This is a genomic window from Nocardioides speluncae (assembly GCF_003121585.1).
Classification (GTDB): Bacteria; Actinomycetota; Actinomycetes; order Propionibacteriales; family Nocardioidaceae; genus Nocardioides; species Nocardioides speluncae.
Genome location: NZ_QEOO01000042.1, coordinates 140,808 through 164,874, shown reverse-complemented (window position 1 = coordinate 164,874; position 24,067 = coordinate 140,808). Strand labels below are relative to the sequence as shown.

The 24,067-nt window shown below is 70.9% G+C and carries 25 protein-coding genes; 10 read left to right on the top strand and 15 right to left on the bottom strand.

Going from position 1 to position 24,067, the window contains the following annotated elements:
* From DDV73_RS23575 to era, 5 genes are all read left to right on the top strand, one after another.
* Entirely contained in the window at nt 1–1,296 is a 1,296-nt protein-coding gene (locus DDV73_RS23575) for a tetratricopeptide repeat protein (RefSeq protein ID WP_109509707.1), read from the top strand.
* Nucleotides 1,297–1,357: 61 nt separating this feature from the next.
* Entirely contained in the window at nt 1,358–2,749 is a 1,392-nt protein-coding gene (locus tag DDV73_RS23570; RefSeq protein WP_109509706.1) for an FAD-binding oxidoreductase, read from the top strand.
* Nucleotides 2,746–4,023, top strand: a complete 1,278-nt coding sequence (locus DDV73_RS23565) for a class I SAM-dependent methyltransferase (protein ID WP_109509705.1) — start codon at nt 2,746–2,748, stop codon at nt 4,021–4,023. The genes DDV73_RS23570 and DDV73_RS23565 overlap by 4 nt, the downstream gene beginning before the upstream one ends.
* Before the next feature lie 138 nt (nt 4,024–4,161).
* The gene (locus DDV73_RS23560) at nt 4,162–4,950 is read left to right on the top strand and encodes a siderophore-interacting protein (protein ID WP_109509704.1); all 789 of its coding nucleotides are present in this window, start codon (nt 4,162–4,164) and stop codon (nt 4,948–4,950) included.
* Nucleotides 4,947–5,864 (top strand): GTPase Era, encoded by a 918-nt coding sequence (era, locus tag DDV73_RS23555; RefSeq protein ID WP_109509703.1) that lies wholly within the window; start codon nt 4,947–4,949, stop codon nt 5,862–5,864. Before DDV73_RS23560 ends, era begins: the two co-directional genes overlap by 4 nt.
* 28 nt (nt 5,865–5,892) lie before the next feature.
* Here the strand turns inward: era and DDV73_RS23550 are convergent, their stop codons facing one another.
* From DDV73_RS23550 to DDV73_RS23540, 3 genes are read right to left on the bottom strand one after another with little or no spacing between them, the layout of a single operon-like run.
* A complete protein-coding gene (locus DDV73_RS23550; protein WP_109509796.1) occupies nt 5,893–6,732 on the bottom strand; it encodes a septum formation family protein in 840 nt (279 codons plus the stop codon).
* On the bottom strand, nt 6,729–7,559 hold the full coding sequence (locus DDV73_RS23545) for a septum formation family protein (RefSeq protein ID WP_240617440.1): 831 nt from the start codon (nt 7,557–7,559) through the stop codon (nt 6,729–6,731). Before DDV73_RS23545 ends, DDV73_RS23550 begins: the two co-directional genes overlap by 4 nt.
* A 37-nt stretch (nt 7,560–7,596) precedes the next feature.
* Complete coding sequence (locus tag DDV73_RS23540) at nt 7,597–8,100, bottom strand: flavodoxin family protein (RefSeq protein WP_206051063.1); 504 nt, start codon at nt 8,098–8,100, stop codon at nt 7,597–7,599.
* Between the two features lie 134 nt (nt 8,101–8,234).
* Between DDV73_RS23540 and DDV73_RS23535 the strand changes: the two genes are divergently transcribed.
* Both DDV73_RS23535 and DDV73_RS23530 read left to right on the top strand, forming a co-directional pair.
* Nucleotides 8,235–8,471: a hypothetical protein gene (locus DDV73_RS23535; RefSeq protein ID WP_109509702.1), complete on the top strand. Its 237-nt coding sequence runs from the start codon at nt 8,235–8,237 to the stop codon at nt 8,469–8,471.
* A gap of 1 nt (nt 8,472) precedes the next feature.
* A complete protein-coding gene (locus DDV73_RS23530) occupies nt 8,473–9,177 on the top strand; it encodes a hypothetical protein (RefSeq protein ID WP_109509701.1) in 705 nt (234 codons plus the stop codon).
* A 16-nt stretch (nt 9,178–9,193) separates the two neighbouring features.
* Here the strand turns inward: DDV73_RS23530 and DDV73_RS23525 are convergent, their stop codons facing one another.
* Both DDV73_RS23525 and DDV73_RS23520 read right to left on the bottom strand, forming a co-directional pair.
* A complete protein-coding gene (locus DDV73_RS23525; RefSeq protein ID WP_161962515.1) occupies nt 9,194–10,171 on the bottom strand; it encodes a GNAT family N-acetyltransferase in 978 nt (325 codons plus the stop codon).
* Entirely contained in the window at nt 10,164–11,144 is a 981-nt protein-coding gene (locus tag DDV73_RS23520; protein ID WP_161962514.1) for a GNAT family N-acetyltransferase, read from the bottom strand. The genes DDV73_RS23525 and DDV73_RS23520 overlap by 8 nt, the downstream gene beginning before the upstream one ends.
* Before the next feature lie 174 nt (nt 11,145–11,318).
* Here DDV73_RS23520 and leuA point away from each other — a divergent pair, with 174 nt between their 5' ends.
* On the top strand, nt 11,319–13,022 hold the full coding sequence (leuA, locus tag DDV73_RS23515) for a 2-isopropylmalate synthase (protein ID WP_109509698.1): 1,704 nt from the start codon (nt 11,319–11,321) through the stop codon (nt 13,020–13,022).
* 63 nt (nt 13,023–13,085) lie between these two features.
* Here the strand turns inward: leuA and DDV73_RS23510 are convergent, their stop codons facing one another.
* From DDV73_RS23510 to DDV73_RS23490, 5 genes are read right to left on the bottom strand one after another with little or no spacing between them, the layout of a single operon-like run.
* Complete coding sequence (locus tag DDV73_RS23510) at nt 13,086–13,574, bottom strand: GNAT family N-acetyltransferase (RefSeq protein WP_109509697.1); 489 nt, start codon at nt 13,572–13,574, stop codon at nt 13,086–13,088.
* On the bottom strand, nt 13,567–14,334 hold the full coding sequence (locus tag DDV73_RS23505) for a GNAT family N-acetyltransferase (protein WP_109509696.1): 768 nt from the start codon (nt 14,332–14,334) through the stop codon (nt 13,567–13,569). The genes DDV73_RS23510 and DDV73_RS23505 overlap by 8 nt, the downstream gene beginning before the upstream one ends.
* A 40-nt stretch (nt 14,335–14,374) precedes the next feature.
* Entirely contained in the window at nt 14,375–15,295 is a 921-nt protein-coding gene (locus DDV73_RS23500; RefSeq protein WP_109509695.1) for an MBL fold metallo-hydrolase, read from the bottom strand.
* Complete coding sequence (locus tag DDV73_RS23495) at nt 15,292–17,127, bottom strand: protein kinase domain-containing protein (protein WP_161962513.1); 1,836 nt, start codon at nt 17,125–17,127, stop codon at nt 15,292–15,294. Before DDV73_RS23495 ends, DDV73_RS23500 begins: the two co-directional genes overlap by 4 nt.
* A gap of 53 nt (nt 17,128–17,180) precedes the next feature.
* The gene (locus DDV73_RS23490) at nt 17,181–18,677 is read right to left on the bottom strand and encodes a serine/threonine-protein kinase (protein WP_161962512.1); all 1,497 of its coding nucleotides are present in this window, start codon (nt 18,675–18,677) and stop codon (nt 17,181–17,183) included.
* A 64-nt stretch (nt 18,678–18,741) separates the two neighbouring features.
* On the opposite strand from DDV73_RS23490, the gene recO reads away from it, so the two are divergent.
* Nucleotides 18,742–19,470 (top strand): DNA repair protein RecO, encoded by a 729-nt coding sequence (gene recO, locus DDV73_RS23485; protein WP_109509692.1) that lies wholly within the window; start codon nt 18,742–18,744, stop codon nt 19,468–19,470.
* 9 nt (nt 19,471–19,479) lie between these two features.
* On the opposite strand, the gene DDV73_RS23480 is transcribed toward recO, so the two are convergent.
* Nucleotides 19,480–19,875 carry a MarR family winged helix-turn-helix transcriptional regulator gene (locus tag DDV73_RS23480; protein ID WP_206051062.1) on the bottom strand — a complete coding sequence of 132 codons (396 nt, stop codon included), beginning with the start codon at nt 19,873–19,875 and terminating at the stop codon, nt 19,480–19,482.
* Nucleotides 19,876–20,052: 177 nt separating this feature from the next.
* Between DDV73_RS23480 and DDV73_RS23475 the strand changes: the two genes are divergently transcribed.
* Nucleotides 20,053–20,829, top strand: coding sequence for an isoprenyl transferase (locus DDV73_RS23475; RefSeq protein WP_170126051.1), 777 nt, complete (start codon nt 20,053–20,055; stop codon nt 20,827–20,829).
* A 21-nt stretch (nt 20,830–20,850) separates the two neighbouring features.
* Here the strand turns inward: DDV73_RS23475 and DDV73_RS23470 are convergent, their stop codons facing one another.
* Genes DDV73_RS23470 through DDV73_RS23455 form a run of 4 tightly spaced genes read right to left on the bottom strand, consistent with a single transcriptional unit; the run spans nt 20,851 to nt 24,053 of the window.
* The gene (locus DDV73_RS23470) at nt 20,851–21,273 is read right to left on the bottom strand and encodes a Fur family transcriptional regulator (protein ID WP_109509691.1); all 423 of its coding nucleotides are present in this window, start codon (nt 21,271–21,273) and stop codon (nt 20,851–20,853) included.
* On the bottom strand, nt 21,260–22,270 hold the full coding sequence (locus DDV73_RS23465) for a metal ABC transporter permease (protein ID WP_109509690.1): 1,011 nt from the start codon (nt 22,268–22,270) through the stop codon (nt 21,260–21,262). Before DDV73_RS23465 ends, DDV73_RS23470 begins: the two co-directional genes overlap by 14 nt.
* Nucleotides 22,267–23,082: a metal ABC transporter ATP-binding protein gene (locus DDV73_RS23460; protein ID WP_109509689.1), complete on the bottom strand. Its 816-nt coding sequence runs from the start codon at nt 23,080–23,082 to the stop codon at nt 22,267–22,269. The genes DDV73_RS23465 and DDV73_RS23460 overlap by 4 nt, the downstream gene beginning before the upstream one ends.
* Nucleotides 23,076–24,053: a metal ABC transporter substrate-binding protein gene (locus tag DDV73_RS23455; protein ID WP_109509688.1), complete on the bottom strand. Its 978-nt coding sequence runs from the start codon at nt 24,051–24,053 to the stop codon at nt 23,076–23,078. The genes DDV73_RS23460 and DDV73_RS23455 overlap by 7 nt, the downstream gene beginning before the upstream one ends.
* Between the last annotated feature and the right edge of the window lie 14 nt (nt 24,054–24,067).

Genomic DNA, 24,067 nt, shown 5'->3' with positions numbered 1-24,067 from the left:
ATGAGCACGGACGCGTGGGGACGGCCGCTGTCGGCGACGAGCGAGGCGGCTGCGCACTGGAACCGCTTCCTCGACGTCTACTTCGCGCGCACGACCGGCGGTGAGGACGTGCTGCGGGAGGTGGTCGAGGCCGACCCGACCTTCGCGGTGGGCCGGGCGATGGGCGCGCTGCTTGCCGTGATCGGTGGGGTGCCCGGGATCGACGCAGACGCCGAGCTGACAGCCGCGCTCGCGGGTCGCGCCGACCACGACTGGGAGCGGTCGCTGGTGTCGGCGACCCGGGCGACGGTCCGGGTCGGCCTGTGGGCGTCGTACACCACGTGGCTGCAGCACAACGAGGAGTTCCCCGACGACCTGGTCGGGCTGGACATCGCGGTCTTCTTCGACGAGCGGGTGGCCGACCCCGACCGCTACGCCAAGAACACCGCGCGGCTGCGCCGCGCGGTTGACCTCGTCGGCGACCATCCCGCGCTGCTCGGCTATCTCGCGATGAACGCGCAGGACCTCGGCGACCTCGACGAGGCGCACCGGCTGGCGACCAAGGTCCTCGACCAGCACCCGGCCAGTCTGGTGGGCGCGCATCCGCTGGCGCACGTCTACTTCGAGACCGGCGACCACGTGTCTGGCCTGGCCTGGCTCGACGGCTGGCTGCCCAGCACCGACCAGGCCGCCGACCTCACCGGACACCTCCGCTGGCACGCCGCACTCCACGAGCTGGCCCTCGGCGACGGAGCGGCGGCGCTGGCCCGGTACGTCGCCGGCATCGCGCCGATCACCGGGAAGCGGATCAGCGACGCCACGTCGCTGCTGTGGCGCTGTCAGCTGTCCGGGCTGGTGCCCTACGGCAGCGACCCGGTGGCCCAGTCGGCTGGGCAGTCGGTCGGCGAGGCGGTCGCACCGCTGGTCGACGGGCTGACGTTCGTGTTCACCGGCGCCCACATCGCGCTCGGCCTGGCCAGCGCCGGCGACGCCGACGGGCTGCGCCGGCTGGCCGCCAAGTCGCACGAGTACGACGTGCCCGGCGCGGCCGACGTACTCCCGGACCTGGTGCTCGGGCTGGCGTCGTACGTCGAGGGCGACAGTGCCACCGCCGCCGACCTGCTGCTGCGGGCCGAGCCGTCGTTCATCAGGATCGGCGGCTCGAACGCCCAGCGCGAGGTCTTCGACGACACCGTTATCCGGGTGCTGATCGACGCCGGCCGGCTCGACCTGGCCGCCGACCGGCTGAAGGCGCGGCTCGACCGGCGCGACAGCCAGGTCGACTCCGCGCTGCTCGCGCAAGCGGCGGTCGGCTGAGCTTCCACGGGTTGAAAAACATCTATGCGCAGGCATCAGATGTGCCGCTAGGTTTGGAGATGTGAGCTCTCCTGTCGGCTGGGACCAGCACCGGGAGGCGGTCGCCCGGCTCCAAGAGTCGTACGACGCCATACCGGCGGACGCGCCCGTGCGGTTGGCCAAGAAGACCTCGAACCTGTTCCGCCCGCGGGCGAAGACAGACGCGCCGGGGCTGGACGTGAGCGGGCTCGGCGGCGTGATCGCGCTGGACCCGGTCAAGCACACGGCCGACGTCCAGGGCATGTGCACCTACGAGGACCTGGTCGACGTGACCCTGCCGCACGGCCTGATCCCGCTCGTCGTACCCCAGCTGCGCACGATCACCCTGGGCGGCGCCGTGACCGGCCTGGGCATCGAGTCGACCAGCTTCCGCAGCGGCCTGCCTCACGAGAGCGTCCTGGAGATGGACATCCTCACCGGCGGCGGCGAGGTGGTGATCGCGACACCGGACAACGAGCACGCCGACCTCTTCGCGACCTTCCCGAACTCCTACGGCTCGCTGGGCTACGCGACCCGGCTGAAGATCGAGCTGGAGCCGGTGCCGGGGCAGGTCGCGCTGCGCCACGTCCGGTTCGACGACTTCCAGCTGCTGGCGAAGGCGATCGAGGAGATCACCGAGACCCGTGAGTGGCACGGCGAGCGGGTCGACGGGCTGGACGGCGTGGTGTTCGAGCCGGGGGAGGGCTACCTGACGCTCGCGCGCTGGGACGACGCCGACGGCCCGACCAGCGACTACACGCGGCAGGACGTCTTCTACAAGTCGCTCCAGCGGCGCGAGATCGACCACCTCGGCTTCTACGACTATCTGTGGCGCTGGGACACCGACTGGTTCTGGTGCAGCCGGGCGTTCGGCGCCCAGCACCCCGTCGTACGCCGGCTCTGGCCGCGCCGCTACCGCCGCTCCGACGTCTACTGGAAGCTCGTCGCGCTGGACACCAAGCTCGGCGTCGCGGCCCGCCTCGACCGTAGGGCCGGGCGGCCGCAGGCGGAGAAGGTGATCCAGGACATCGAGGTGCCGGTGGACCGGCTGCCGGAGTTCCTGGCCTGGTTCGACGCGGAGGTCGGGATGCGGCCGGTGTGGCTGTGCCCGCTCCGGCTCCGCGAGCCCGACGGCGAAGGCAGCGCCCGTACCTGGCCGTCGTACCCGCTGACGGCCGGCACCACCTACGTCAACGTCGGCTTCTGGGGCGCCGTCGCGGTGGGACCGGACGCGCCGGACGCGCCGCGCAACCGGGCGATCGAGGCCAAGGTGCACGAGCTCGACGGGCATAAGTCGCTCTACTCCGAGGCTTTCTATGACAAGGCGACCTTCGATGAGCTCTACAACGGGGCTCATCTCGCGGCGGTGAAGCAGCGGTACGACGCAGCAGACAGGTTGACGAATCTCTACGACAAGGCGGTGAGAAGACGATGACCGAGACCATCACCATTGGTGCGGCGATCAACACCCTCCTCAAGGACGGCATGACCGTCCGGTTCACGGCATACGACGGCAGCGAGACCGGTCCGCCCGACGCCGAGGTCACCTTGAACCTGCTCAACGAGCGGGGGCTCTCCTACATCCTCACTGCGCCCGGCCAGCTCGGTCTGGCGCGCGCGTACGTCATGGGCGACCTCGAGATGATCGGCGCCCACCCGGGCGACCCGTACCCCGCGATGGCGGCGATGCTCAACCACTTCGACTTCCGGACGCCGAGCCCGCTGGAGGCAGTCCGGCTGGTGCGCGGACTCGGGGTCGAGCACCTCAAGATGCCGCCGGTCCCGGTACAGGAGCACCTGCCACGGTGGCGCCGTCTGGTGGAGGGGCTGCGGCACTCCAAGGAGCGCGATGCCGAGGCCATCCACCACCACTACGACGTGTCGAACCGGTTCTACGAGATGGTGCTCGGCCCGTCGATGACCTACACCTGCGCGGTCTACCCGACCCAGGACTCGACGCTGGAGGAGGCGCAGGCCGAGAAGTACGACCTGGTCTGCCGCAAGCTGGACCTCAAGCCCGGCGACCGGCTGCTCGACGTCGGCTGCGGCTGGGGCGGCATGGTCCGGCACGCCGCGCGTGAGTACGGCGTGAAGGCGATCGGGGTCACGCTGTCGCTGAAGCAGGCCGAGTGGGCCAAGGCGGCGATCGACCGGGAGGGGCTCGGCGACCTGGCCGAGGTCCGGCACTCCGACTACCGCGACGTGGTCGAGTCGAACTTCGACGCGGTCAGCTCGATCGGCCTCACCGAGCACATCGGGGTCAAGAACTACCCGGCGTACTTCTCCTTCCTGCGTGACCGGCTCAAGACCGGCGGCCGGCTGCTCAACCACTGCATCACCCGTCCGCACAACCGTGGCGAGTCGACGGGCGCGTTCATCGACCGCTACGTCTTCCCGGACGGCGAGCTCACCGGCGCCGGCAAGATCGTGACCGAGGCGCAGAACGTCGGCCTCGAGGTGCAGCACGTCGAGAACCTCCGCGAGCACTACGCGAAGACCCTCGCCGGCTGGTGCCAGAACCTGGTCGACAACTGGGACGCGTGCGTGGACGAGGTCGGGATCGGCACCGCTCGGGTGTGGGGCCTCTACATGTGCGGCTCGCGCATCGCCTTCGAGCGCAACGAGCTCCAGCTCACCCACGTGCTCGCCGCCAAGACCGCCGACGACGGCACCCCGCCCTTCCCCCTCCGCCCCACCTGGCTCAGCTGAGCGGCTCGCGGACGTCATACGAACCGGTCGCCATGGGTGACGGTTCGTATGACGTCCCGCGGGACGTCATACGTGGTGGCGGCAATAGCGGCCGAACCGAATGACGTAGCTGGGCCGTGCGCAAACTAGGGTTGGCGGGTGAGCACGCGGGCGCAACAGTTCCAGGCGGAGGTCGTACGCCGTGAGCAGCTGTCGTCGCACTTCGTGCGGATCGTGCTCGGGGGCGACGGGCTCGTCGGGTTCGCGTCGACCGGGGTGCCAGACGAGTGGGTCGCGCTGACGGTGCCGGGACAGTTCCAGACCCGCTACTACACGGTGCGGTCCTGGCGCGACGGCCAGCTCACCCTCGACGTCGTGGTCCACGAGCACGGCCTGGTCACCGAGTGGGCGTCGACCGACTGCGTCGGCGACACCGTCACGATCAGTGAGCCGAAGGCCTCGTTCAAGATGCCAGACACCGCGGGCTGGCTGCTATTGGTCGGCGACCTGACCGCGCTGCCGGCGATCGCCCGGATCACCGAGACCGTCACCGACCTCCCGGTCACCGCCTGGGTGGAGGCGCCGCACGGCGAGATCGACGGGTACGTCGTCGGAGACGTCACCTGGGTCGAGCCGCCGCCCGGCGCCGAGACCGCGACCGCGTCGGTGGTCGAGGCGATCGAGTGGCCGGACGGCGAGGGCTACTTCTGGATGGCCGGCGAGTCGGCGCAGATGCGCGCGATCCGCAAGCACCTGATGCGCGAGGTCAAGCTGCCGAGCACGGCGTACGACGTGATGGGCTACTGGCGCAGCGGCCAGCCGCGGCAGCCCCGCGCTGTCGACCGGGCCATCGACCCCGGGCCGATCTGGCGCGCAGGCAAGGCAGCAGGCAAGAGCGACGACCAGATCTGGGCGGACTACGACGCGGCGCGAGAGGCACAGCAGTGAGTGAGTTCAAGAGCGGCTTCGCGTCGTTCGTCGGCCGGCCGAACGCCGGCAAGTCGACGCTGACCAACGCGATCGTCGGCACCAAGGTGGCGATCACCAGCTCCCGCCCCCAGACCACCCGGACCGTGGTCCGCGGCATCGTGCACCGCGACGACGCCCAGCTGATCCTGGTCGACACCCCGGGCCTGCATCGCCCTCGGACGCTGCTGGGGGAGCGGCTCAACGACCTGGTCACCACCACCTGGGCCGAGGTCGATGTGGTCGCGGTCTGCTTCCCGGCCAACGAGAAGATCGGGCCGGGCGACCGGTTCATCGTCAACGAGCTGGCCAAGGTACGGCGTACCACCAAGGTCGCGGTCGCCACCAAGACCGACCTCGCGACCCCCGAGCAGATCGGCGCCCACCTGCTCTCGATCCAGGCGCTCGGCACCGAGACCGGGACCGAGTGGGCCGAGATCGTGCCGGTGTCGGCGGTGGCCGGTGAACAGGTCAAGCTGCTTGAGGACCTGCTGGTCGGGATGATGCCCGAAGGTCCGATGCTGTACCCGGACGGCGAGCTGACCGACTCCCCGGAGGAGGCGATCGCCGCCGAGCTGATCCGGGAGGCCGCGCTGGAAGGCGTCCGCGACGAGCTGCCGCACTCGATCGCGGTGGTAGTCGAGGAGATGGGCCTGCGCGAGGGCCGCCCCGACGACAGGCCGCTGCTCGACATCCACGCCAACCTCTTCGTCGAGCGCGACTCGCAGAAGGGGATCGTGATCGGCCACCGCGGCGCCCGGCTGCGCGAGGTCGGCACCGCCGCCCGCAAGCAGATCGAGGCGATGCTGGGTACGCCGGTCTACCTCGACCTGCACGTCAAGGTCGCCAAGGACTGGCAGCGCGACCCGAAGCAGCTGCGCCGACTGGGCTTCTGACGCCCGTTTGCCCGTCCGGCCCGACCGGCTACCGCTGCATCCAGCAGACGCCGTAGCGCTGCCCGGCGTCCCACTGCTGCTTGGTCGGCCACTCGTAGCCCCAGGTGAAGCTGAGCGGGTCGTCGGCCTGCCGGCGGGCGACGTCCTCGCACGGGCTCTGGCCGGCGGCCTGAACGGCCTTCTGGCCCGGGTAGTCGCGGCCGCGAAGGTTGACGGTCGAGATCGCCCGCCAGGCGGTGGCGGGCGTGCAGATCACTCGGCGGAAGTTCCTGGTGCCGGGTTCGGTCCTCGCGCAGACGCCGTACCGGGCCCGGCCAGCCGGGCTGGCCAGCGCCCGGGCGAGCTGGCCGCGCAGCGGCGCCAGCCGGCCACCGGTGGCCAGCGCGATTACGTCGCAGCGGTACCAGTCCTCGCCGGCGTCCGACGCGGCCACGGTCGGTGTGAACCACACCGCCTGCAGCATGCTCAGGCGGAGCTCGGACGGCGTCGTACCTAGGTAGGTGGCGAGCCGTCGCGGGCACTCGCGGACCGGCTGGTTGCGGACGTACGCCGAGTCCACGGCCAGCAGGTGGCCATCGACCACGGTGTCCAGGCGGCCGACGTGGAAGGTCTGCGCGGTGTGGCTGGTCCGGCAGCCGACCGAGTCATCCTCGGCGGTCGGCGCCACCGCCTGCTCGAAGGTCAGCCGGTAGCAGGCGTCCTTCTTGGGGAACGGCGCCGCCTTGGCCGGTGCGGCCGAGGTCGACGTCGAGGGCGACGGTGAGCCGGTCGGGTCGGCATCGGAGTCGGCGTCGGAGTCGCCCGAGTCACCGCTGCAGCCGGAGAGCACGACGAGCAACGCGACACCGGCGAGGGCCGCACGTCTCATGCGGTGGTCCTCGCCCAGCAGATCGAGCGCCGGTTGCCGGCCTTCCACTCGGCCTCGTGGAACCAGGTGTAGCCGAAGTCGTAGTCGACCGGGTAGCTCAGCCACGCTCCGACCTGCTGGGAGCAGAAGTCCCTGGTCCGGGACTCGACGGCCTCGTCGCCTGGGTAGGAGTCGTCGGGGTTGCCGAGCTTGATCGTGGAGACCGCGCGCCAGGTGTGCTTCTGGGTGCACGGGACCTTCTCGGAGCCGGCAACGGTCTTGCCGTTGGCGCAGACCAGCCACTTGTCCGGCGGCGGGCCGAACAGCAGGCCCTTGGCCGACTTCGGGAGCTTGACGAACTCCTCGCTCTGCTCGCTGCCGCCGACCACGTCGCAGCGGTACCACCGGGCGCCGCTTTCCCAGGCCTTCTCCGAGGGCCGGAACCATGCCCAGCTGAGGATGGTGCGCATCACCAGCGACTCGTCGCCGCCGAGGAACTTCTGGAAGGCGGTCGCGCAGGTCTTGTAGGCGAAGGCGCCAAGCTTCTCGTCCTCGTACTCGGCGTCCTTGAACTCGGTGGGCAGTGGGCCGACCGCGTAGGTCTCGGCCGTGTGCTTGTCGGCGCAGTTCACGGTCTTGCTGGCGTTGCTGGGATGGCTGACGTCCTCCGGCACCAGGTCGCGACAGACGCCGAGCTCGGGTGCCGTCAGTGCGTCGACCTGGTCCGGGTCGACGTTCGAGCCCTGGTCGCCGTCGCCGCCACAGCCGACCGCGAGTGCCATCACAACAACGAGCCAGGCGACCGTGGAACGCGGCCGGCGGGCGACACAGACGGTGGTGAGTGACACGCAGGTCCTTGGGCGTAGGTGACAAATCAGGCATTGCTCACTGGTCTAGCAGTGCCGCGATCGTACCGCCCAGCTCGTACGCCGCCTGCTCACTCGCCGCTGTCACCTCACCCATCACCTCGAGTACGTCGTACGACTGCCGCCACTGCAGGGCGCCGGTGATCGACAGCACCGACCGGACCGCGCCGGTGAGGTCGTAGCGACCGTGGACGTAGAGGCCGAACGGTCGCTTGGCGGTAGTTCCGTTCGACTCGCTCGCCGCGCCGGTCGGATCGAGCGCGCCGCCGACCTGGAGGAAGGTCGAGTCGAAGAAGTGCTTGAGCGCTCCGGACATGTAGCCGAAGTTGGCCGGAGTGCCGAGCAGGTAGCCGTCGGCGGCCAGGACGTCGTCCGCGGTCGCCTCCAGCGCCGGCCGGACCACGACCTCCACGCCCTCGATCGCGTCGTCGCCTGTGCCCGCGACCACGGCGTCGGTGAGCCGCCGCATGCTCCGCGTCGGGGAGTGGTGGACGACCAGCAGCCGGGCAGTCGAGTGGGCCATGGGTAAAGCCTGCCCCAAGGGTCTCCCGAAAGTGCCACGGCTCCACGGGGCCGTCGTGCCAGGCTGGCCGGGTCAGGGCCGCATGCGACTCGGGACGCCGGCCGAGAGACACCGTTGGCGAAGGGAAGCACGAGATGGAGTACGAGCCGGTCGACGACTCCGGGTCGATCGACGTGGTCGACGAGGACGCACTGCTGCCAATCGGCGAGTCGCCAGGAGCGCTTGCCGACGATCCCGATCTGGACACCGAGGACGACTTCCAGGCGTTCGAGGACAGCGACAACGAAGACTGGGGCGACGCCCTCCCAGACGAGGTCCCGGGCAAGCGCCTGTCGGAGACCGAGAGCATGACCTCACGGTTGGAGATGTGAGATGGCCGAGATCAGGAAGGGACGGGCCGCCGTCGACTGGGCGAAGGGCCAGGTGACAAACCCGACACCGACCGCGCCCGCCGGCCCCACGTGGTTCGGCTGGTGCCTGGTGTTCGCGCGCCGCGCGTTCAACGTCGGACCGCTGTACGCCTCGGCCGAGGATGGCTGGCACGCTGCGGAGTTCCGGCACGGTACGACGAGTACGCCGCCGCTCGGAGTGCCTGTGTGGTGGACCAACGGCCGGCACGGCCACGTCGCGGTGAGCTCGGGCGACGGAAACTGCTACAGCACCGACATCCTGCGCACCGGCAAGGTGGACAAGGTCGCGATCTCGTTCATCACCCGCAAGTGGGGTCAGCGCTACCGCGGCTGGACCGAGGACATCAACGGAGTCCGGATCTGGCGCCCCGGCGCGCCGAACATGCCGGCGGTCGACCTCGGGAAGGTGCGCGAGGCCGCTGAGCGCGACCAGTTCCGGCCGCAGGGCGAGGGCCTCCATGAGTCCGACGTGTTGATCGTGGAGAAGGCACTGCGCAAGGAGGGCCTGCGGAGCGCGGCCTTCGTCGACGGGTACGCCGGCACCGAGTTCCGCAAGGCCTACGGCAAGTGGCAGAAGCAGACCGTGCCGCCGCCGTTCGACGGCGTACCTGGCATCGAGAGCCTGCGGAAGCTGGGTCGGGCGAACGGGTTCCGGGTGGTGCAATGAGCTGACCGAGGACCAGTCACCGGTCGAGGATATGGACGACGCTGGTCGCGAGCGGGGTCATCCCGAGCCGCTCGTTGATCGCGATCATGTGCTGGTTGGTCGAGGCGTTCCAGGTGTCGGCGACCTCGACGTCCGGCCGCTCGGCGCGCAGCCAGTCGATCATCTCCAGCTTGAGCAGCAGCCCGAGGCGGTGTCCGCGGTGCGCGCGCAGCACTGAGGTGTCCTCCTGGTCGGCCTTCGCCGGACGCCTCTCGTTGACGATGACGAAGGTGAGCCCGGCCGGCTCGCCGGTGCTGCGGTGGTACGCGCGAATGGCGTACGGCGTCTCGCCGCCGCGCATCAGAGACTCCTCGTAGGTGCTGATCCGCTCGGGCGTGTAGACCTCGTAGTCGCCGGGCTCCGGCGCGTCGTTGATGCCTTCGCGCAGCGCGATCATCGCGGCCATGTCCGCAGGCGGCGTCGGCCCGATGTGCCGGCGCAGCTCGTAGTCGTCGGCGGCGACCTCGGCCTCCTTGCGGAGCGTCGCCCAGTCCGGGTGCTCGCGCGTCAGGTCGAGGCGGCGGATCACGTGCGTGTGGTCGGCCCGGAAGCCGAGGGCCTGCAGCGCCGGCTCGCCCGTCGTACCCGCCCAGGCGCGAGCCCGGATCCGAGGCCGGTCCGTCGCGGCGAGCACCTCCTCGAGCAGCCGCCGACCCACGCCACGACGCTGCTCGGCGGGCGCCACGGCACCGCGCAGGTTCGCGAGGTGGGTGTTCTCGGTCTTGGGCAGCTCGACACGGACGAACCCAACCGGTACGCCGTCGCGCTGCGCCACCCACAGCCCATCGGCCGGTCCGCTGCCGTCGCCGTACTGGACCGCATGCAGGAACGTCGCGCCGTCCTCGCTCGGGACCGGGATGTCGGCCTGGGCGGCCGCCTTGATCGCGGCCAGCTCCTCGGCCAGCTCCAGAGTCAGCTCGGCCGGGTCGATCTGTTCGATGCGAAGGTCACTCACGCTCTCGATCAAAGCGGAACGTCCAGCTCTGGGCCACTGGTTTCATGCCGAGCCGGTCGTTGACCGTGATCATGTGCTCGTTCTGGGAGGCGTTCCAGGTGTCGACGATGCCGACGTCCGGGCGGTCCGCGCGCAGCCAGTCGATCATCTCCAGCTTGAGCGCCAGGCCCAGCCGGTGGCCGCGGTGCGCGCGCAGCACCGAGGTGTCCTCCTGGGCCGCCACCAGCGGCCGGATCTCGTCGACGCAGACGATCGTGATCCCGGCCGGCTCGCCGCTCTCGCGGTGCCGGGCGACGACCGTGTGCTGGGTCTGCTTGCGGGTGACCAGCGACGACTCGTAGGCGGCGATCCGGGACGTCGGCCAGTCCTCGTAGTCCACGCCGCGCGACGGCCCGTCGTTGATCGCCTCGCGGAGCACGACCATGTCCGGCAGCTCCGCCTCGGGGGTCGGCCCGACCTGCCGGAACAGCTCGTAGTCGCCGGCCGCCGCCTTGACCTCGTCCCGGAGATCGTCCTCGGCCGCAGCCGGCTCGTCGAGGTAGATGCGGCGGATGATCATCGAGGACAGGTCCTCGAAGCCGAGCCGCGGCAGCGCCTGCTCGCCGGCCGTGGTCTCCCACGCGGTGGCGAACAGGTAGCGGCGGTCGGTACCGGCGCGCACCCGGTCGAGCAGCGCCCGGCCCACGCCGCGCTGCTGATGATCGGGGAGTACGGCGCCGCCGAGGCGAGCCGCCTCCAGGTTCCGGCGCTGCGAGGATGCGGTCGTGGCGTAGCCGACCGGCGTACCGTCCTCGCGCGCCACCCACAGCCCGTCGATCGGCGGACCCTCGGCGGCGACGGTGTGGGCCAGCCAGAACCCCTCGGCCGTCGGCGGCGGCATCGCGACCCCCTCCATCGCCGTACTCGCAATAGCGGCGAGCTGGCCGGCCAGCTCGAGGTCCAGGTCGCCCGGATCGATCTGTGAGATGTCCACGTCCGCCAACCTTAGGAGACATGGCCTAGCCAGCGGGCTATGGTGGGGTTCGTCATGATGCGCGGTCGGCTGCTCCTTCGCTGCCGCAGCGAGGTTCGCTAACACCGGAACCCCTCGCTGCGGAGTTCTGTGTTGCTTCCGGAACTCCCCAGACACCCAGCGAGGACCGACCGAATGACCAGCCAGAACAATCCCCAGCAGCCCAGCGGGATGCCGCATGAGCGCTACGTACCGTTCATCCCGGTAGACCTCACCGACCGCACCTGGCCGACCAAGCGCATGGACAAGGCGCCGCGCTGGTGCGCGGTCGACCTCCGCGACGGCAACCAGGCGCTGATCGACCCGATGAGCCCGGCTCGCAAGAAGAAGATGTTCGAGCTTCTGGTGGCGATGGGCTACAAGGAGATCGAGGTCGGGTTCCCGTCGGCGAGCCAGACCGACTTCGACTTCGTGCGGATGCTGATCGAAGAGGACCTGATCCCCGACGACGTGGTGATCCAGGTGCTGACCCAGGCCCGCGAGGAGCTGATCGAGCGCACCTACGAGTCGCTGCGCGGCGCCAAGCAGGCGATCGTGCATCTCTACAACTCCACCTCAACGCTGCAGCGCCGGGTGGTCTTCGGCCTCGACGAGGATGGCATCTGCGACATCGCGGTCCAGGGCGCGCGGCTGTGTCGCAAGTATGAAGAGGCGATCCCGGACACCGAGGTCTTCTATGAGTACTCGCCGGAGTCCTACACCGGCACCGAGCTGGAGTTCGCGGTCCGGGTCTGCAACGAGGTGCTGGAGATCTTCGAGCCCTCGGCCGAGAAGCCGGTGATCATCAACCTGCCGGCGACCGTCGAGATGGCCACGCCCAACGTGTACGCCGACTCGATCGAGTGGATGCACCGCAACCTGGCGCACCGGGAGCACGTCGTACTCTCGCTGCACCCGCACAACGACCGCGGTACGGCGGTAGCCGCGGCCGAGCTTGGCTACCTGGCCGGCGCGGACCGGATCGAGGGCTGCCTGTTCGGCAACGGCGAGCGCACCGGCAACGTCTGCCTGGTCACGCTGGGCCTCAACCTGTTCACCCAGGGCATCGACCCGCAGATCGACTTCAGCGACATCGACGAGATCCGCCGGACCGTGGAGTACTGCAACCAGCTGCCGGTCGCCGAGCGGCACCCGTACGGCGGCGACCTGGTCTACACGGCGTTCTCGGGGAGCCACCAGGACGCGATCAAGAAGGGCTTCGAGGCGCTCGAGCGGGACGCGGCGGCGGCCGGTACGCCGGTCGACGACTACCCGTGGGCGGTGCCGTACCTGCCGATCGACCCGAAGGACGTCGGCCGCACCTACGAGGCCGTCATCCGGGTCAACAGCCAGTCCGGCAAGGGCGGAGTGGCCTACATCCTCAAGGCCGAGCACAAGCTCGACCTGCCGCGTCGCGCCCAGATCGAGTTCAGCCGGGTGATCCAGCAGCATACCGACAGCGAGGGCGGCGAGGTGTCGCCGGAGGAGATCTGGTCGATCTTCTCCGCCGAGTACCTCGACCGGGCCACCCCGCTCCGGCTCGACTCGGTGCACACCTCGTCAGCCGCCGGTGAGCGCGACCAGCTCTCGGTGAACGTGTACGTCGACGGCGTCCTGCAGTCGCTCACCGGCGAGGGCAACGGCCCGATCGCCGCGTTCGTGAACGTGATCAACGAGCAGGGCTACGACGTCCGGGTCCTCGACTACCACGAGCACGCGCTCTCCTCCGGCGGCGACGCCATCGCCGCGGCGTACGTCGAGTGCGCGGTCGGCGACCAGGTCCTCTGGGGCGTCGGCCTCGACGCCAACATCGTCACCGCCTCCCTCAAGGCCGTCATCTCGGCGGTCAACCGGGCATAGGGGTCGATAGTCCAGAACGTTTGACATCACTTTTCGACCGATGGTGATGTCAAACGTTCTGGACTATCCGGGCGGCGGCAGGACCATCTTGTCCATGAGCAGGTGTGGGCGGTCGGGGCTTTTCGGCTCCGCCTCGCCGGTGGCCACGAAGCCGTAGCGCTGGTATGCCGAGCGGGCGGCGGAGTTGCCCTGGGTCACCCACAGATAGACCCGGAGCTCCTCGGCGTGGGCGGCCTCGACCAACGCGTCGAGGACCTGCCCGGCCAGGCCGCGACCGCGGTAGGCCGGGTCGGTCCACATCCCCACCACCATGACCCAGCCCGGCTGGTCCCGCCAGGCTGCGCCCATCGCGACCGGCCGCTCGCCGTCGAGCACGAGGACCGGTGAGCTCCCCATCCGCTCCCGCCAGTCGGCCTCGGTGAACGCCTGCTCACGCGGCAGCGTCGACCCGTAGGCCTCCGGGGCGTCGGCCAGCGAGCGCAGCCGGATCTCCCGGAACAGCGGCCACTGGTCGGCCGTCGGCCGGATGACCTCAAGCAGGTTGTCAACCACCGGGCACCTCCAGGATGCAGGCGGTGCCGACCCGCTCGAACCCGACCGCCCGGTAGATCGACGCCGCGTCGTCCGAGCCGGCCGACAGGAAGACGGTCTGCACCCCCCGGTCCCGGACGGCGTTGACCAGCGCTGCGGTGATCGCCGTACCGTGGCCGCTCTTACGGGCCCGGGGGAGGACCGCGATGCCCATCAGCTCGCTGGTCTCGCCGCGTGGCGAGCCGGTGCCGCCGCCGATCACGGTCCCGTCGGCGTCGTACGCCGCGACCAGGACCACCTTGCCGTCGCGGATCAGGGCGGGGAATCCGCCAAGGTCGCCGAGGCTGACGTCGTCGGTGCTGCCGAAGGCCGCGTGGACGGCGCCGATCTGCAGCGGCAGGTCGGCGTGGTCGGCATCCAGGACGTCGTAGCGTCCGGACTCGGGTGACTCAACCAGCGTCGTGGGCGGCAGCACCAGCAGCGGGCACTCGGCGACCGGCGCGTCCACGCCGAGAGCCTCGCGGACCGCGGGCAGCAGCCCGGGCGTCGTCTCGTCGACCCACTCGATGGCGCGGGGTACGCCGAGCTCGCGCTGCCGGTCCAGCACCCGGCGGACGTCGGCCGCCGTCACCGCCGCGGTCTCGCCGAGCCGCGGGCGGGCATAGAACTGCCAGTTGGTCCGGTCCTGGTCGGCGATGAACAACGTGAAGGGTCCGACCTCCTCGAGGGTGGCCGCCGCGCGAGGCACGGTGTCGTAATAGGTCTCGAGTTGAGTCAGCACGGCGCCAGCCTGCCAGCAGCTGTCGCCCGGGGCGACCGGACTAGCTGGGCATCAGGTGCGCGGCCGAGTCGTGGTCGTGGGTCGGGACGACCCGCGCCAGGTGGCGGGCGAGGTGCAGCCGGTGCAGGGTGGCGAACGCCGCCTCCCGGTCGACGTCGACCAGCCGGCCGGGGAAGCCGGGCTTCTGCCGGATCAGCTCCACCTGCTCGTGGTGCCATGCGGCGTCACCAGCGATCAGCACCCACCCGGCTTCGGTGTGCAGGAGTACGCCGACGCTGCCCGGCGTGTGGCCGGCAAGGTCGACCAGCACCACCGAACCTTCACCGAACAGGTCGTGGCTGGCCGTGAACGTCGCGACCGGTGGACCGTCGAGCTCGAAGGTCACGACCGGCCGCGGCTCGGCCAGCGCGGAACGGACGCCCGCGACCGGCGCCGCCTCGCCGGCGAGCACCCAGTCCCGCTCCGTCTCGCGCAGGTGCACGGGCAGTCCGGGCAGGTCCAGCAGGCCGGAAACGTGATCCCAGTGGGCGTGCGTCGCCAGTGCGAAGTCCAGCTGCCGTGCGGTGTGGCCGAGCAGGTCGACGGTCGCGACCGTGGTCGAGGGCGGGGTGACCGCCGCTCGCAGCGGCGCGGGCATCTCGCGCAGTACCCGGGTCCGGGCATCCCGGCAGATCGCCGGGTCGACGATGAACCGGGCCTCGGGGTGCTCGACGACGAACGAGGTCATCGTGTTCCGCACGGCCCGCGGCGACCGCCGGCCCTCGATGATCCCGGGCCCCGGCACCCGGCGCGGCACCTGCGGCAGCGCTCGGACCGTGACGGTACGGCGCGCCCGCGGCAGCCCGGCGTCCTCGATCGAGTCGAGCAGACGCTGGTCCGGCAGGCGCGGCCGGATCATGCCGTGCACCGACTCGGCCAGCGCGGCGGCGTACTCGCGGGCAGGCGGGTGCTGGACGGTCATGAGTCGGCGTCGTAGCAGACCACGGTGCGGTCGCCGCCCTTCCAGCCCGCCTCGCTCGGCCAGGTCATCCAGTCGGGGTCTCGCGGGCACTTCTTGCCGCCCTGGGCGTAGAACTCCGTGTCCGAAGGAATCTTGCTGGCGCTGCCGGTCGCCTCGAACGTGGCGACGGCGCGGTAGTTGTGGTCCTGGTCGCAGGTGGTCCGTGCCCCGTCTCCGGTCAGGCAGGCGCTGACCGCGTCGGCCGGCTCGCCGTCGATGAAGGGCCCGGTACCGTCGGGAAGCGGGGTCAACTCCTCCCCGACGATGATCGCGAGGTCGCAGCGGAACCACCGCTCGCCGTCGTCCCACGCCTCGTTGTCGGGCTGGAAGAAGAGGAAGTTGAACGCGGTCAGCTTCGCGTCAGCGCCCGACACACCGATCGCCTCGGGCAACTGGTCGGTGCATTCAGCCACCGCCGTCTCGTTGTCGGGAACGCTGCCCTCACCGGGGTACTCGCCGATGTAGTAGGTCAGCGTCGTGTGCGACTCGTCGCAGTCGACCACCGGCGAGTTGTCGGAGAGCGCGTCGGCCTGGTCGTAGGTGAGGTTGCGGCACTGTCCCACCTCGGGCGCGGCCGCCGGGTCGACGGTCTCGCTGGTCGGCGGGTCGTCCGGATCGGCCTTCGGGTCGTCGTCGCCGCCGAGCAGCAGGACGCCGCCGACGATCGCGCCGATCAAGGCGAGGACGCCCACCGCGGCGGCGATCACGATCCCCTTCGACCCGCCGCCGCCCGCCCGCCGCTGCCCGCCGCTGGGCGGCGGTGGCTGGTAGCCCTGCGACTGGTGCGAGCCCGGCGGCGGCGAGTACGGCGCCGAGTACTGCTGCTGCGAGGGTGGTGGAGAGGCGGCCGACGCGCCGTAGATGGCGGGGCCCGAGCCGTGGGCGCCCGACGACTGGGCGCCCGGGTAGGTGCCGGGTGGCGGTGACATCAGGCCGGCCCGCCGGGTCGCGTCGTCCTCGAACGCGCCGTCCGGTCGGGCGCCGCGGGCCTCGGCGGCACGGCAGGCGTGGTCGAGGGCCTGGGCGAACGACAGCACGTCCTGCCAGCGGTTCTCGCGCCGGTACTCCATCGCCCGCATGATCACCTGCTCGACCTCCGGCGGCACCTGACGGATGCTGCTCGGCGGCGGCACTGGCTGGTCGGCGACGTACCGGGGCTGCGGCGACTTGCCGGTGACCAGGGCGTAGGCAACCGCCCCCAGCCCGTGGACGTCCGCGCGCGGGTCGAGCGGGATCCGGGTGTCCATCTGCTCCGGCGCCATGAACGACGGGGTGCCGACCGACTGGGTCAGCGGCGCCGCGCCGGAGAGGCTCTTGGCGACGCCGAGGTCGGCCACCATCAGCCGCTGGCCGCCGTGGGCGGTGGAGGTGAACAGCAGGTTCTCGGGCTTGATGTCGCGATGCACGATGCCGAGCGCGTGCAGCACCGACAGCCCCTTCGCGGCCTGCCCGATCAGGTCGGACAGCTCGGCGTACGACGGCAGCCGGCCGGTCTTCATCACCTCGCCGAGCGACCCGCGGTCGGCGTACGACATCACGAAGTACGGCGTGCCGTCGACCTCGCCGATGTCGTACACCTGGACCACGTGCTCGGAGTTGGCCCGGCGCAGCAGCCGCGACTCGGCCAGGAAGCGCTCGCGGATGTCGGAGTCCTCGGCCAGGTTGTCGGCGAGCGCCTTGACGGCTACCTCGGAGTCGAGCTCCTCGTCGTGGTAGAGCCACACGGTCGCGAATCCGCCTCGGCCCAGGCGGCGGACCTGCCGGAGGCGGCCCAGCTGTTCAGGAATCGACACGCGGGCCAGTCTGCCGCACGTCGGCCACATGCGACCGAGTGGGCGTACTCAGCTCAGCAGTCGGGAATCACGTCTCCGCTGTTGGTCCTGGCCTCGTCGTTGCCCCAGTTCTTGAGGTAGTACGCCGGAACCCATTGCTCGGCCGGGCCCTCGTCCGGATCGGTGAGCAGCCACCAGTGGTTGTACTGGCCGTCGACCTCGACCCGCTCGCCCGCCGCCTTGCAGTAGACGTAGACGGTGCCGCCGTACAGCCGCCCGGTCGCGGCGCCGGCCCGGCTGGGCTCGGCGTACACGTCGGCGTCGGAGAAGGTGTCCACCCAGTACTTGGTCCTCGGCGCCTCAGCTGGCTCCGACGGCGGCGGGTCCGGCTCCGGGGGAGGGGTCGTCGATGGTCCGGTCGACGGGGTCGCGGACGGGGTCAGCGACGGCGGCCGAGTCGGCGACTTGGTCCGCGTCGGCGACTGCGACGGGCGCGTGGCGTCGTTGGCTTCCGCAGTTGGGCTGGCGCTCGGGCTCCTGCTGGAACTGGCCGTGCGCTCGTCGGTCTTGCCCGGGTCGTCGGGGCTGCGGAGCACGAGGTATCCGCCACCGATGAGCGCGGCCAACAGCGCGATCAGGCCGATGCCCGCGATGGCGCGTCTGGATCGCCCGGGCTCCGGGTCCGACGCGGTGCCGGCGACGACGGTCCCGCGCCCGCGCCTCTTGGTCAGGCTGTCGGCGACGATCCCGGAGGGCCGCAGGCCGCCGGCCTCGGCGGTGCGGGCCGCGTCCGACAGCGCCTCGGAGAAGGCGGCGACGCCGGGCCAGCGGTCCTCGCGGTCGTACTCCAACGCGCGCATCACGACCTGCTCGATCTCCAGCGGCACCGGCCGGATCTCGCTCGGGAGCGGGATCGACTGCCCGGCGTGGTGCCGCGGCTGCGGCGGCCGGCCGGTGAGCAGCGCGTAGGCGACCGCCCCGAGCCCGTGGACGTCGGCGCGTGAGTCGGGCGGGGTCTGGGTGTCCCGCTGCTCGGGCGCCATCCACGACGGGGTGCCGATCCAGGTGCCCGCCGCCGCGCCGGTGACGTTCTTGGCGACGCCGAGGTCGGCCACCATCAGCCGCTGGCCGCCGTGGGGGGTGGATCTGAGCAGCAGGTTCTCGGGCTTGATGTCGCGGTGCACGATGTCGAGCGCGTGCAGCACCGACAGTCCCTTCGCGGCCTGCTCGACCAGGTCGGCCAGCTCGGCGTACGACGGCAGCCGCCCGGACGCCATCACATCGGCGAGCGAGCCGCGGTCGGCGTACGACATCACGAAGTACGGCGTGCCGTCGACCTCGCCGACGTCGTACACGCGGACCAGGTGCTCGGAGTCGGCGCGCCGCAGCAGTCGGGACTCGGCGAGGAACCGCTCGCGGATGTCGTCCTTCGCGGCCATGTTGTCCGCGAGCGCCTTGACGGCGACCTCGGAGTCCAGCTCCTCGTCGTGGTAGAGCCAGACCGTCGCGAACGCACCGCTGCCGAGGCGGCGGATCCGGCGGAAGCGACCGAGCTGTTCGGGGAGCGGCACGCGAGCCAGTGTGTCGCACGCCGCCGGCATCGAAACGAGGGGTGGCGTGAGCGACAATGAGAGCGTGCCCCTGTACCGCGACGAGGCGATCGTGCTGCGCACCCACAAGCTGGGTGAGGCCGATCGGATCATCACCCTGCTGACCCGCGGTCACGGGCGGGTGCGCGCGGTCGCCAAGGGGGTACGCCGTACCACCTCGCGCTGGGGCTCGCGGCTGGAGCCGTTCTCCCACGTCGACCTCCAGCTCGCCGAGGGGCGCAACCTCGACACGATCACCCAGGCCGAGACGCTGGAGCCGTTCTCGGCCGGTCTCGGCGACGACTATGACCGCTACACCGCTGGCACCGTGATGCTGGAGACCGCGGAGCGACTCGCCTCGGAGGAGAAGCAGCCCTCGCTGCAGCAGTTCCTGCTGCTGGTCGGCGGCCTGCGCGCGATGACGTCGGGGGAGCGGCGGCCGGGGCAGGTCCTGGACTCCTACCTGCTGCGCTCGATGGCGGTGGCCGGCTACGCCCCGTCGTTCGACGCGTGCACCCGCTGCGGTCTCGCCGGGCCGCACCGATGGTTCAGCCCGGCCGCCGGCGGCGTGCTCTGCGGCAGCTGCCGGATCCCGGGCGCGGCCAATCCCGCGCCGGAGACGCTGGCGCTGCTGGGCGCCTTGCTGGCCGGCGACTGGCCGACCGTCGAGGCGGCCGACCCGCGGCACCTGAAGGAGGCCAACGGCCTGGTCGCGGCGTACCTCGCCTGGCACCTGGAGCGCGGCCTGCGCTCGATGGCGTACGTCGAGCGCTGAGCTCGCCGACTAATCGGGCGGCTCCGGCGGCGGGTCGCCCTCGATCCAGTTCTCCACGGTCTCGTTGAAGCGGGTCAGCGCGCGGAGGAAGTCCTCGCGCTCCTGCGGCGTCCAGCTGCCCATGATCCGGTCCAGCAGCTGCCGGCGGGCGTCCCGCGCGACCTGGATCGCCTCCTGCCCCTCCGGCGTCAGCGACAGCAGCGAGGCTCGCCGGTCAGCGGGGTCCGGACCCTTGGCGGCCAGCCCGAGCCTGACTACGGCCTGGACCTGTCGGGTGATCGTGGACGGGTCGAGGCGGTAGTTCGCCGCGATCGCCCCCAACCGTTGCGGACCCTTGTCGTCGAGCAGCGCCAAGATGCCGTACGCCGAGCGCTCGAACTCGTAGCGGCCCGAGGTTGTGCGCACGTGCAGCGCATTCGAGAGCCGGAACAAGTGAAATAGCTGCAGCTCGATGTCGTTACTGGGCTCTGCCACCCTACGGGCCCTCCCTGGCTCCGGGTGATCGCTCACCGTTGTGCCCCGCGGCCCGCAGCATATTGGGCGCAGCCGGGGTGCGCGCAACAGGTCCCTACTCTTGAACCCGTGAAAAGTGCCCTGCGCCCACCCAAGCCGCATCCGTCCGGCGCGGTTCCGCCGCCGATCCCGCCGGAGCTGGTGCCGCGCCATGTCGCGATCGTGATGGACGGCAACGGCCGGTGGGCCAAGGAGCGCGGGCTCCCGAGGACCGCCGGCCACCAACAGGGCGAGCACTCCCTGTTCGACGTGATCGAGGGGGCGGTGCAGCTCGGCGTGAAGGCAATCTCGGCGTACGCGTTCTCCACCGAGAACTGGTCGCGCTCACCCGACGAGGTGCGCTTCCTGATGAACTTCAACCGCGACGTGATCCGGCGCCGGGTCGACGAGATGAGCGCGCTCGGCGTCCGGGTTCGCTGGGCCGGCCGCGCGCCGCGGCTGTGGAAGTCGGTGATCCGCGAGCTGCAGGTGGCCGAGCAGAAGACCCGGCACAACGACGTACTGACGCTGACGATGTGCGTCAACTACGGCGGCCGCGCCGAGATCGCCGACGCCATGCAGAGCATCGCCCGGGAGGTCGCGGCCGGGCGGGTGAAGCCAGACCGGATCAACGAGAAGCTGATCGCCAAGCACCTCTACGTGCCGGACTTCGCCGACGCGGACCTGGTCTGGCGGACGTCGGGGGAGCAGCGGCTGTCGAACTTCATGACCTGGCAGGCGGCGTACGCCGAGTTCGTGTTCAGCGACGTGCTGTGGCCCGACGTCGACCGTCGCCACTTCTGGGCCGCCGTCGACGAGTACGCCCGCCGCGACCGCCGCTACGGCGGCGCCCTCCCCAATCTCTAGCCGCTGACCTTTTGTGCCCGGTCAGCGCTTGGCGCAGTTCGGGCAGGTGCCGAAGATCTCGAGGGTGTGGGAGATGTCGGCGTAGCCGTGCTCGGCGGCGATCGCCTTGGTCCAGCGCTCGACGGCCGGGCCTTCGACCTCGACGGTGGCGCCGCAGGTGCGGCAGACCAGGTGATGGTGGTGGGTGTCGGAGCAGCGCCGGTACGCGGCCTCGCCGTCCTCGGTCCGCAGCACGTCCACCTCACCGCCGTCGGCGAGCTTCTGCAGGGTCCGGTATACGGTGGCCAGGCCGACGTTCTCGCCGCGCCGGCCGAGCAGCGCGTGGATCTCCTGGGCGGAGCGGAAGTCGTCGAAGGTCGCCAGGACCTCGGCCACCGCGAGCCGCTGCCTGGTCGGGCGGACCCCGCTGAGGACAGGCGCGGACTTCGGCTCAGTGCTCGTCATAGTGACTCCCGTGGGCTGCGTGGCGGTGTCCGTCGTGAACGTAGTCCACGTGGTCGCCGTGCGGGACGGCCGGATGGCCGCAGTCAGACCCGTGGACATGGTCGTGCTTCTCGGGCACCTCGAGGTGTTCGCCGTTCCCGACCTCCGGGAACGGCTCCCGCAGGCGGTGCCGGCGCCGCAGCCACGCCCCGAGCGGGAGCGTCACCACGAACCCGGCGAGGGACAGCAAGACGATCGTAGGCCCAGGCGCAACGGCGGCGTCGAAGGAGAGGTACGCCGCGAGCGCGAGGCCGCCGATCGAGGCGGCCACGCCGAGCGCCATCGCCGCGAACAGGGTGGTCCGGAAGCTCCGCGACACCTGCTGCGCGGTCGCGACCGGCACCACCAGCAGCGCCGAGACCAACAGCAGGCCGACGGTGCGCATCGCCACGGTCACGGTCACCGCGGCCAGCACCGCGACCAGCAGGTTGTAGGTGCGCACCCGCAGGCCCGCGACCTGCGCGAACTCCTGGTCCTGGGCGACCGCGAACAGCTGCGGCATCAGCCCGATCGCCACCACCAGCACGACCGCGGCCAGCGCCATCGTGAACAGCACGTCGGACACCGAGATGGTCAGGATCGAGCCGAACAGGTAGCTCTGCAGCGTCGCCGCTCCTTGGCCGGCGATGCCGGTGATGAGTACGCCGCCCGCGAGGCCGCCGTAGAACAGCAGCGCCAGCGCGACGTCGCCGTTGGCGTGACCTCGTTCGCGGATCAGCTCGATCGCGATCGCGCCGAGGATCGCTACGACCACCGCCGCCCAGGTCGGTGAGAGGCCGGTGAGCAGTCCGATCGCGACGCCGGTGACGGCGACGTGGCCGATGCCGTCGCCCATCAGCGCCATCCGGCGCTGCACCAGGTAGGTGCCGACCGCGGGTGCCGCCAGCCCCGCGAAGAGCGCGGCGATCAGCGCTCGCTGCATGAACGGCAGCGAGAACAGGTCGAGGAACTCGCTCATCTGCGGTCCCCTTCCTCGGTGCCGCGGAGGTCGAGCGGGGCGGCGACGTGTGGTGCGTGGTCGTGGTGCGCCGGCCGCGGGTGATGGTGGGTGTGCGCCTCGCCGAAGTGCGGGTCGTGCACCTCGTGGTCGGCGAGCGGTGCGCCGTCGTACACCGCCCGCCCGTCGCGCATCACCACCGCCCGGTCGATCAGCGGCGCCATCGGCCCGAGCTCGTGGGCGACCAGGACGATGGTCGCGCCGCGCTCCGACAGCACCCGGAGCGCGTCGGCGAGCGCCTGCTGGTTCGGCAGGTCGACGCCGGCGGTCGGCTCGTCGAGGAAGAAGAGCTCCGGCTCACCGGCCAGCGCGCGGGCGATCAGCACCCGCTGCTGCTGCCCGCCGGACAGCGTGGAGACCCCCTCGGAGGTCTTGTCGGCCAGGCCGACCACGTCCAGCGCCTCGGCGATCGCGGCTCGGTCGGCCTTGCCGAGCGGGCGCAGCAGCCGGCGCCGGGTGAGCCGCCCGGAGGCGACCACCTCCCACACCGACGCTGGTACGCCGCCACCAGCGCCGGCCCGCTGGGGCACGAAGCCCACCTTGTGCCAGTCGCGGAAGTCGGAGAGCGGGGTGCCGAACAGCGAGATCTGGCCGGCCACGAGAGGCCGGAGCCCGGTGATGGCGCGCACCAGGGTGGACTTGCCGGACCCGTTGGCGCCCATCAGCGCGACGAACTCGCCGCGGCGTACCGAGAGGTCGATGCCGCGCAGGATCGGGCGGCCGGCGATGGCGACAGCGCCGTCGACCACCTCGATGACAGGCGCGTCTAACAACCGTTGGCCTTCTCCAGGGCTGCCAGGTTGCTGCGCATGAGAGAAAGGTAGTCCTCGCCGGCCGTGTCGTCAGTGAGGCCCTCGACCGGGTCGAGTACGGCGGCCTCGGCGCCGGCGTCGTCGGCGAGCGTCTGCGCGAACTTCGGGCTGACCAGGGTCTCGTAGAAGACCGTGGTGACGCCCTCCTCCTCGATCAGGTGCTGGAGGTCGGCGAGCCCCGCGGGCGTCGGCTCGGCGTCGGGGGAGAGGCCGGCGATCGGCTCCAGGTGCAGGCCATACTTGGCGAGGTAGCCGAACGCGTCGTGGCTGACCACGACCACGTCGCGCTCGCAGGACTTCAGGCCCTCGGTGTACTCGCCGTCGAGCGTCTCGAGGTCGGAGCGCAGCGCCTTCGCGTTCTTCGTGTAGTCGGCCTGGTGGTCGGGGTTCAGCTCGGCCAGCTTCTCGGCGACGGCGTCACCGAGGTCGGCCATCCGGACCGGGTCCTGCCAGAAGTGCGGGTCTAGGTCGCCGTGGTCGTGGCCGTCGTCCGCGGCGTGCTCCTCTTCGGCGTGTTCGTCGTCGTGGTGCTCCTCGCCGTCGTGCTCGGCGGGCGGGAGCAGCTCGACCACCTCGGCGACGTCGAGCGTCTCGCCCGTGGCGTTCTGCTCGACGGCCTCGTCGACACCCGGCTGGTAGCCCTTCTCGAACACCACGAGGTCGGCCTTGGAGAGCACCGCGGTCTCCTTGATGGTGAGCTCGAGGTCGTGCGACTCCTTGCCGGCGGGAGTGAGGTTCTCGACGTCGTAGAACTCGCCCGCCACCCGCTCCGCGACGTACTGCAGTGGGTAGAACGCGGCAGCGACTTGGCCACCAGTTCCCGAGTCGCTGCCCGCATCGTCGGAGAACGCCGCGCATCCGGCAAGGATGAGAGCGGAGGCGCTGACCAACGCAGCAGTGGTGGCGCGAGAGCGGGCGGCAGGCAAGTTCATGAGTACGATTCTCA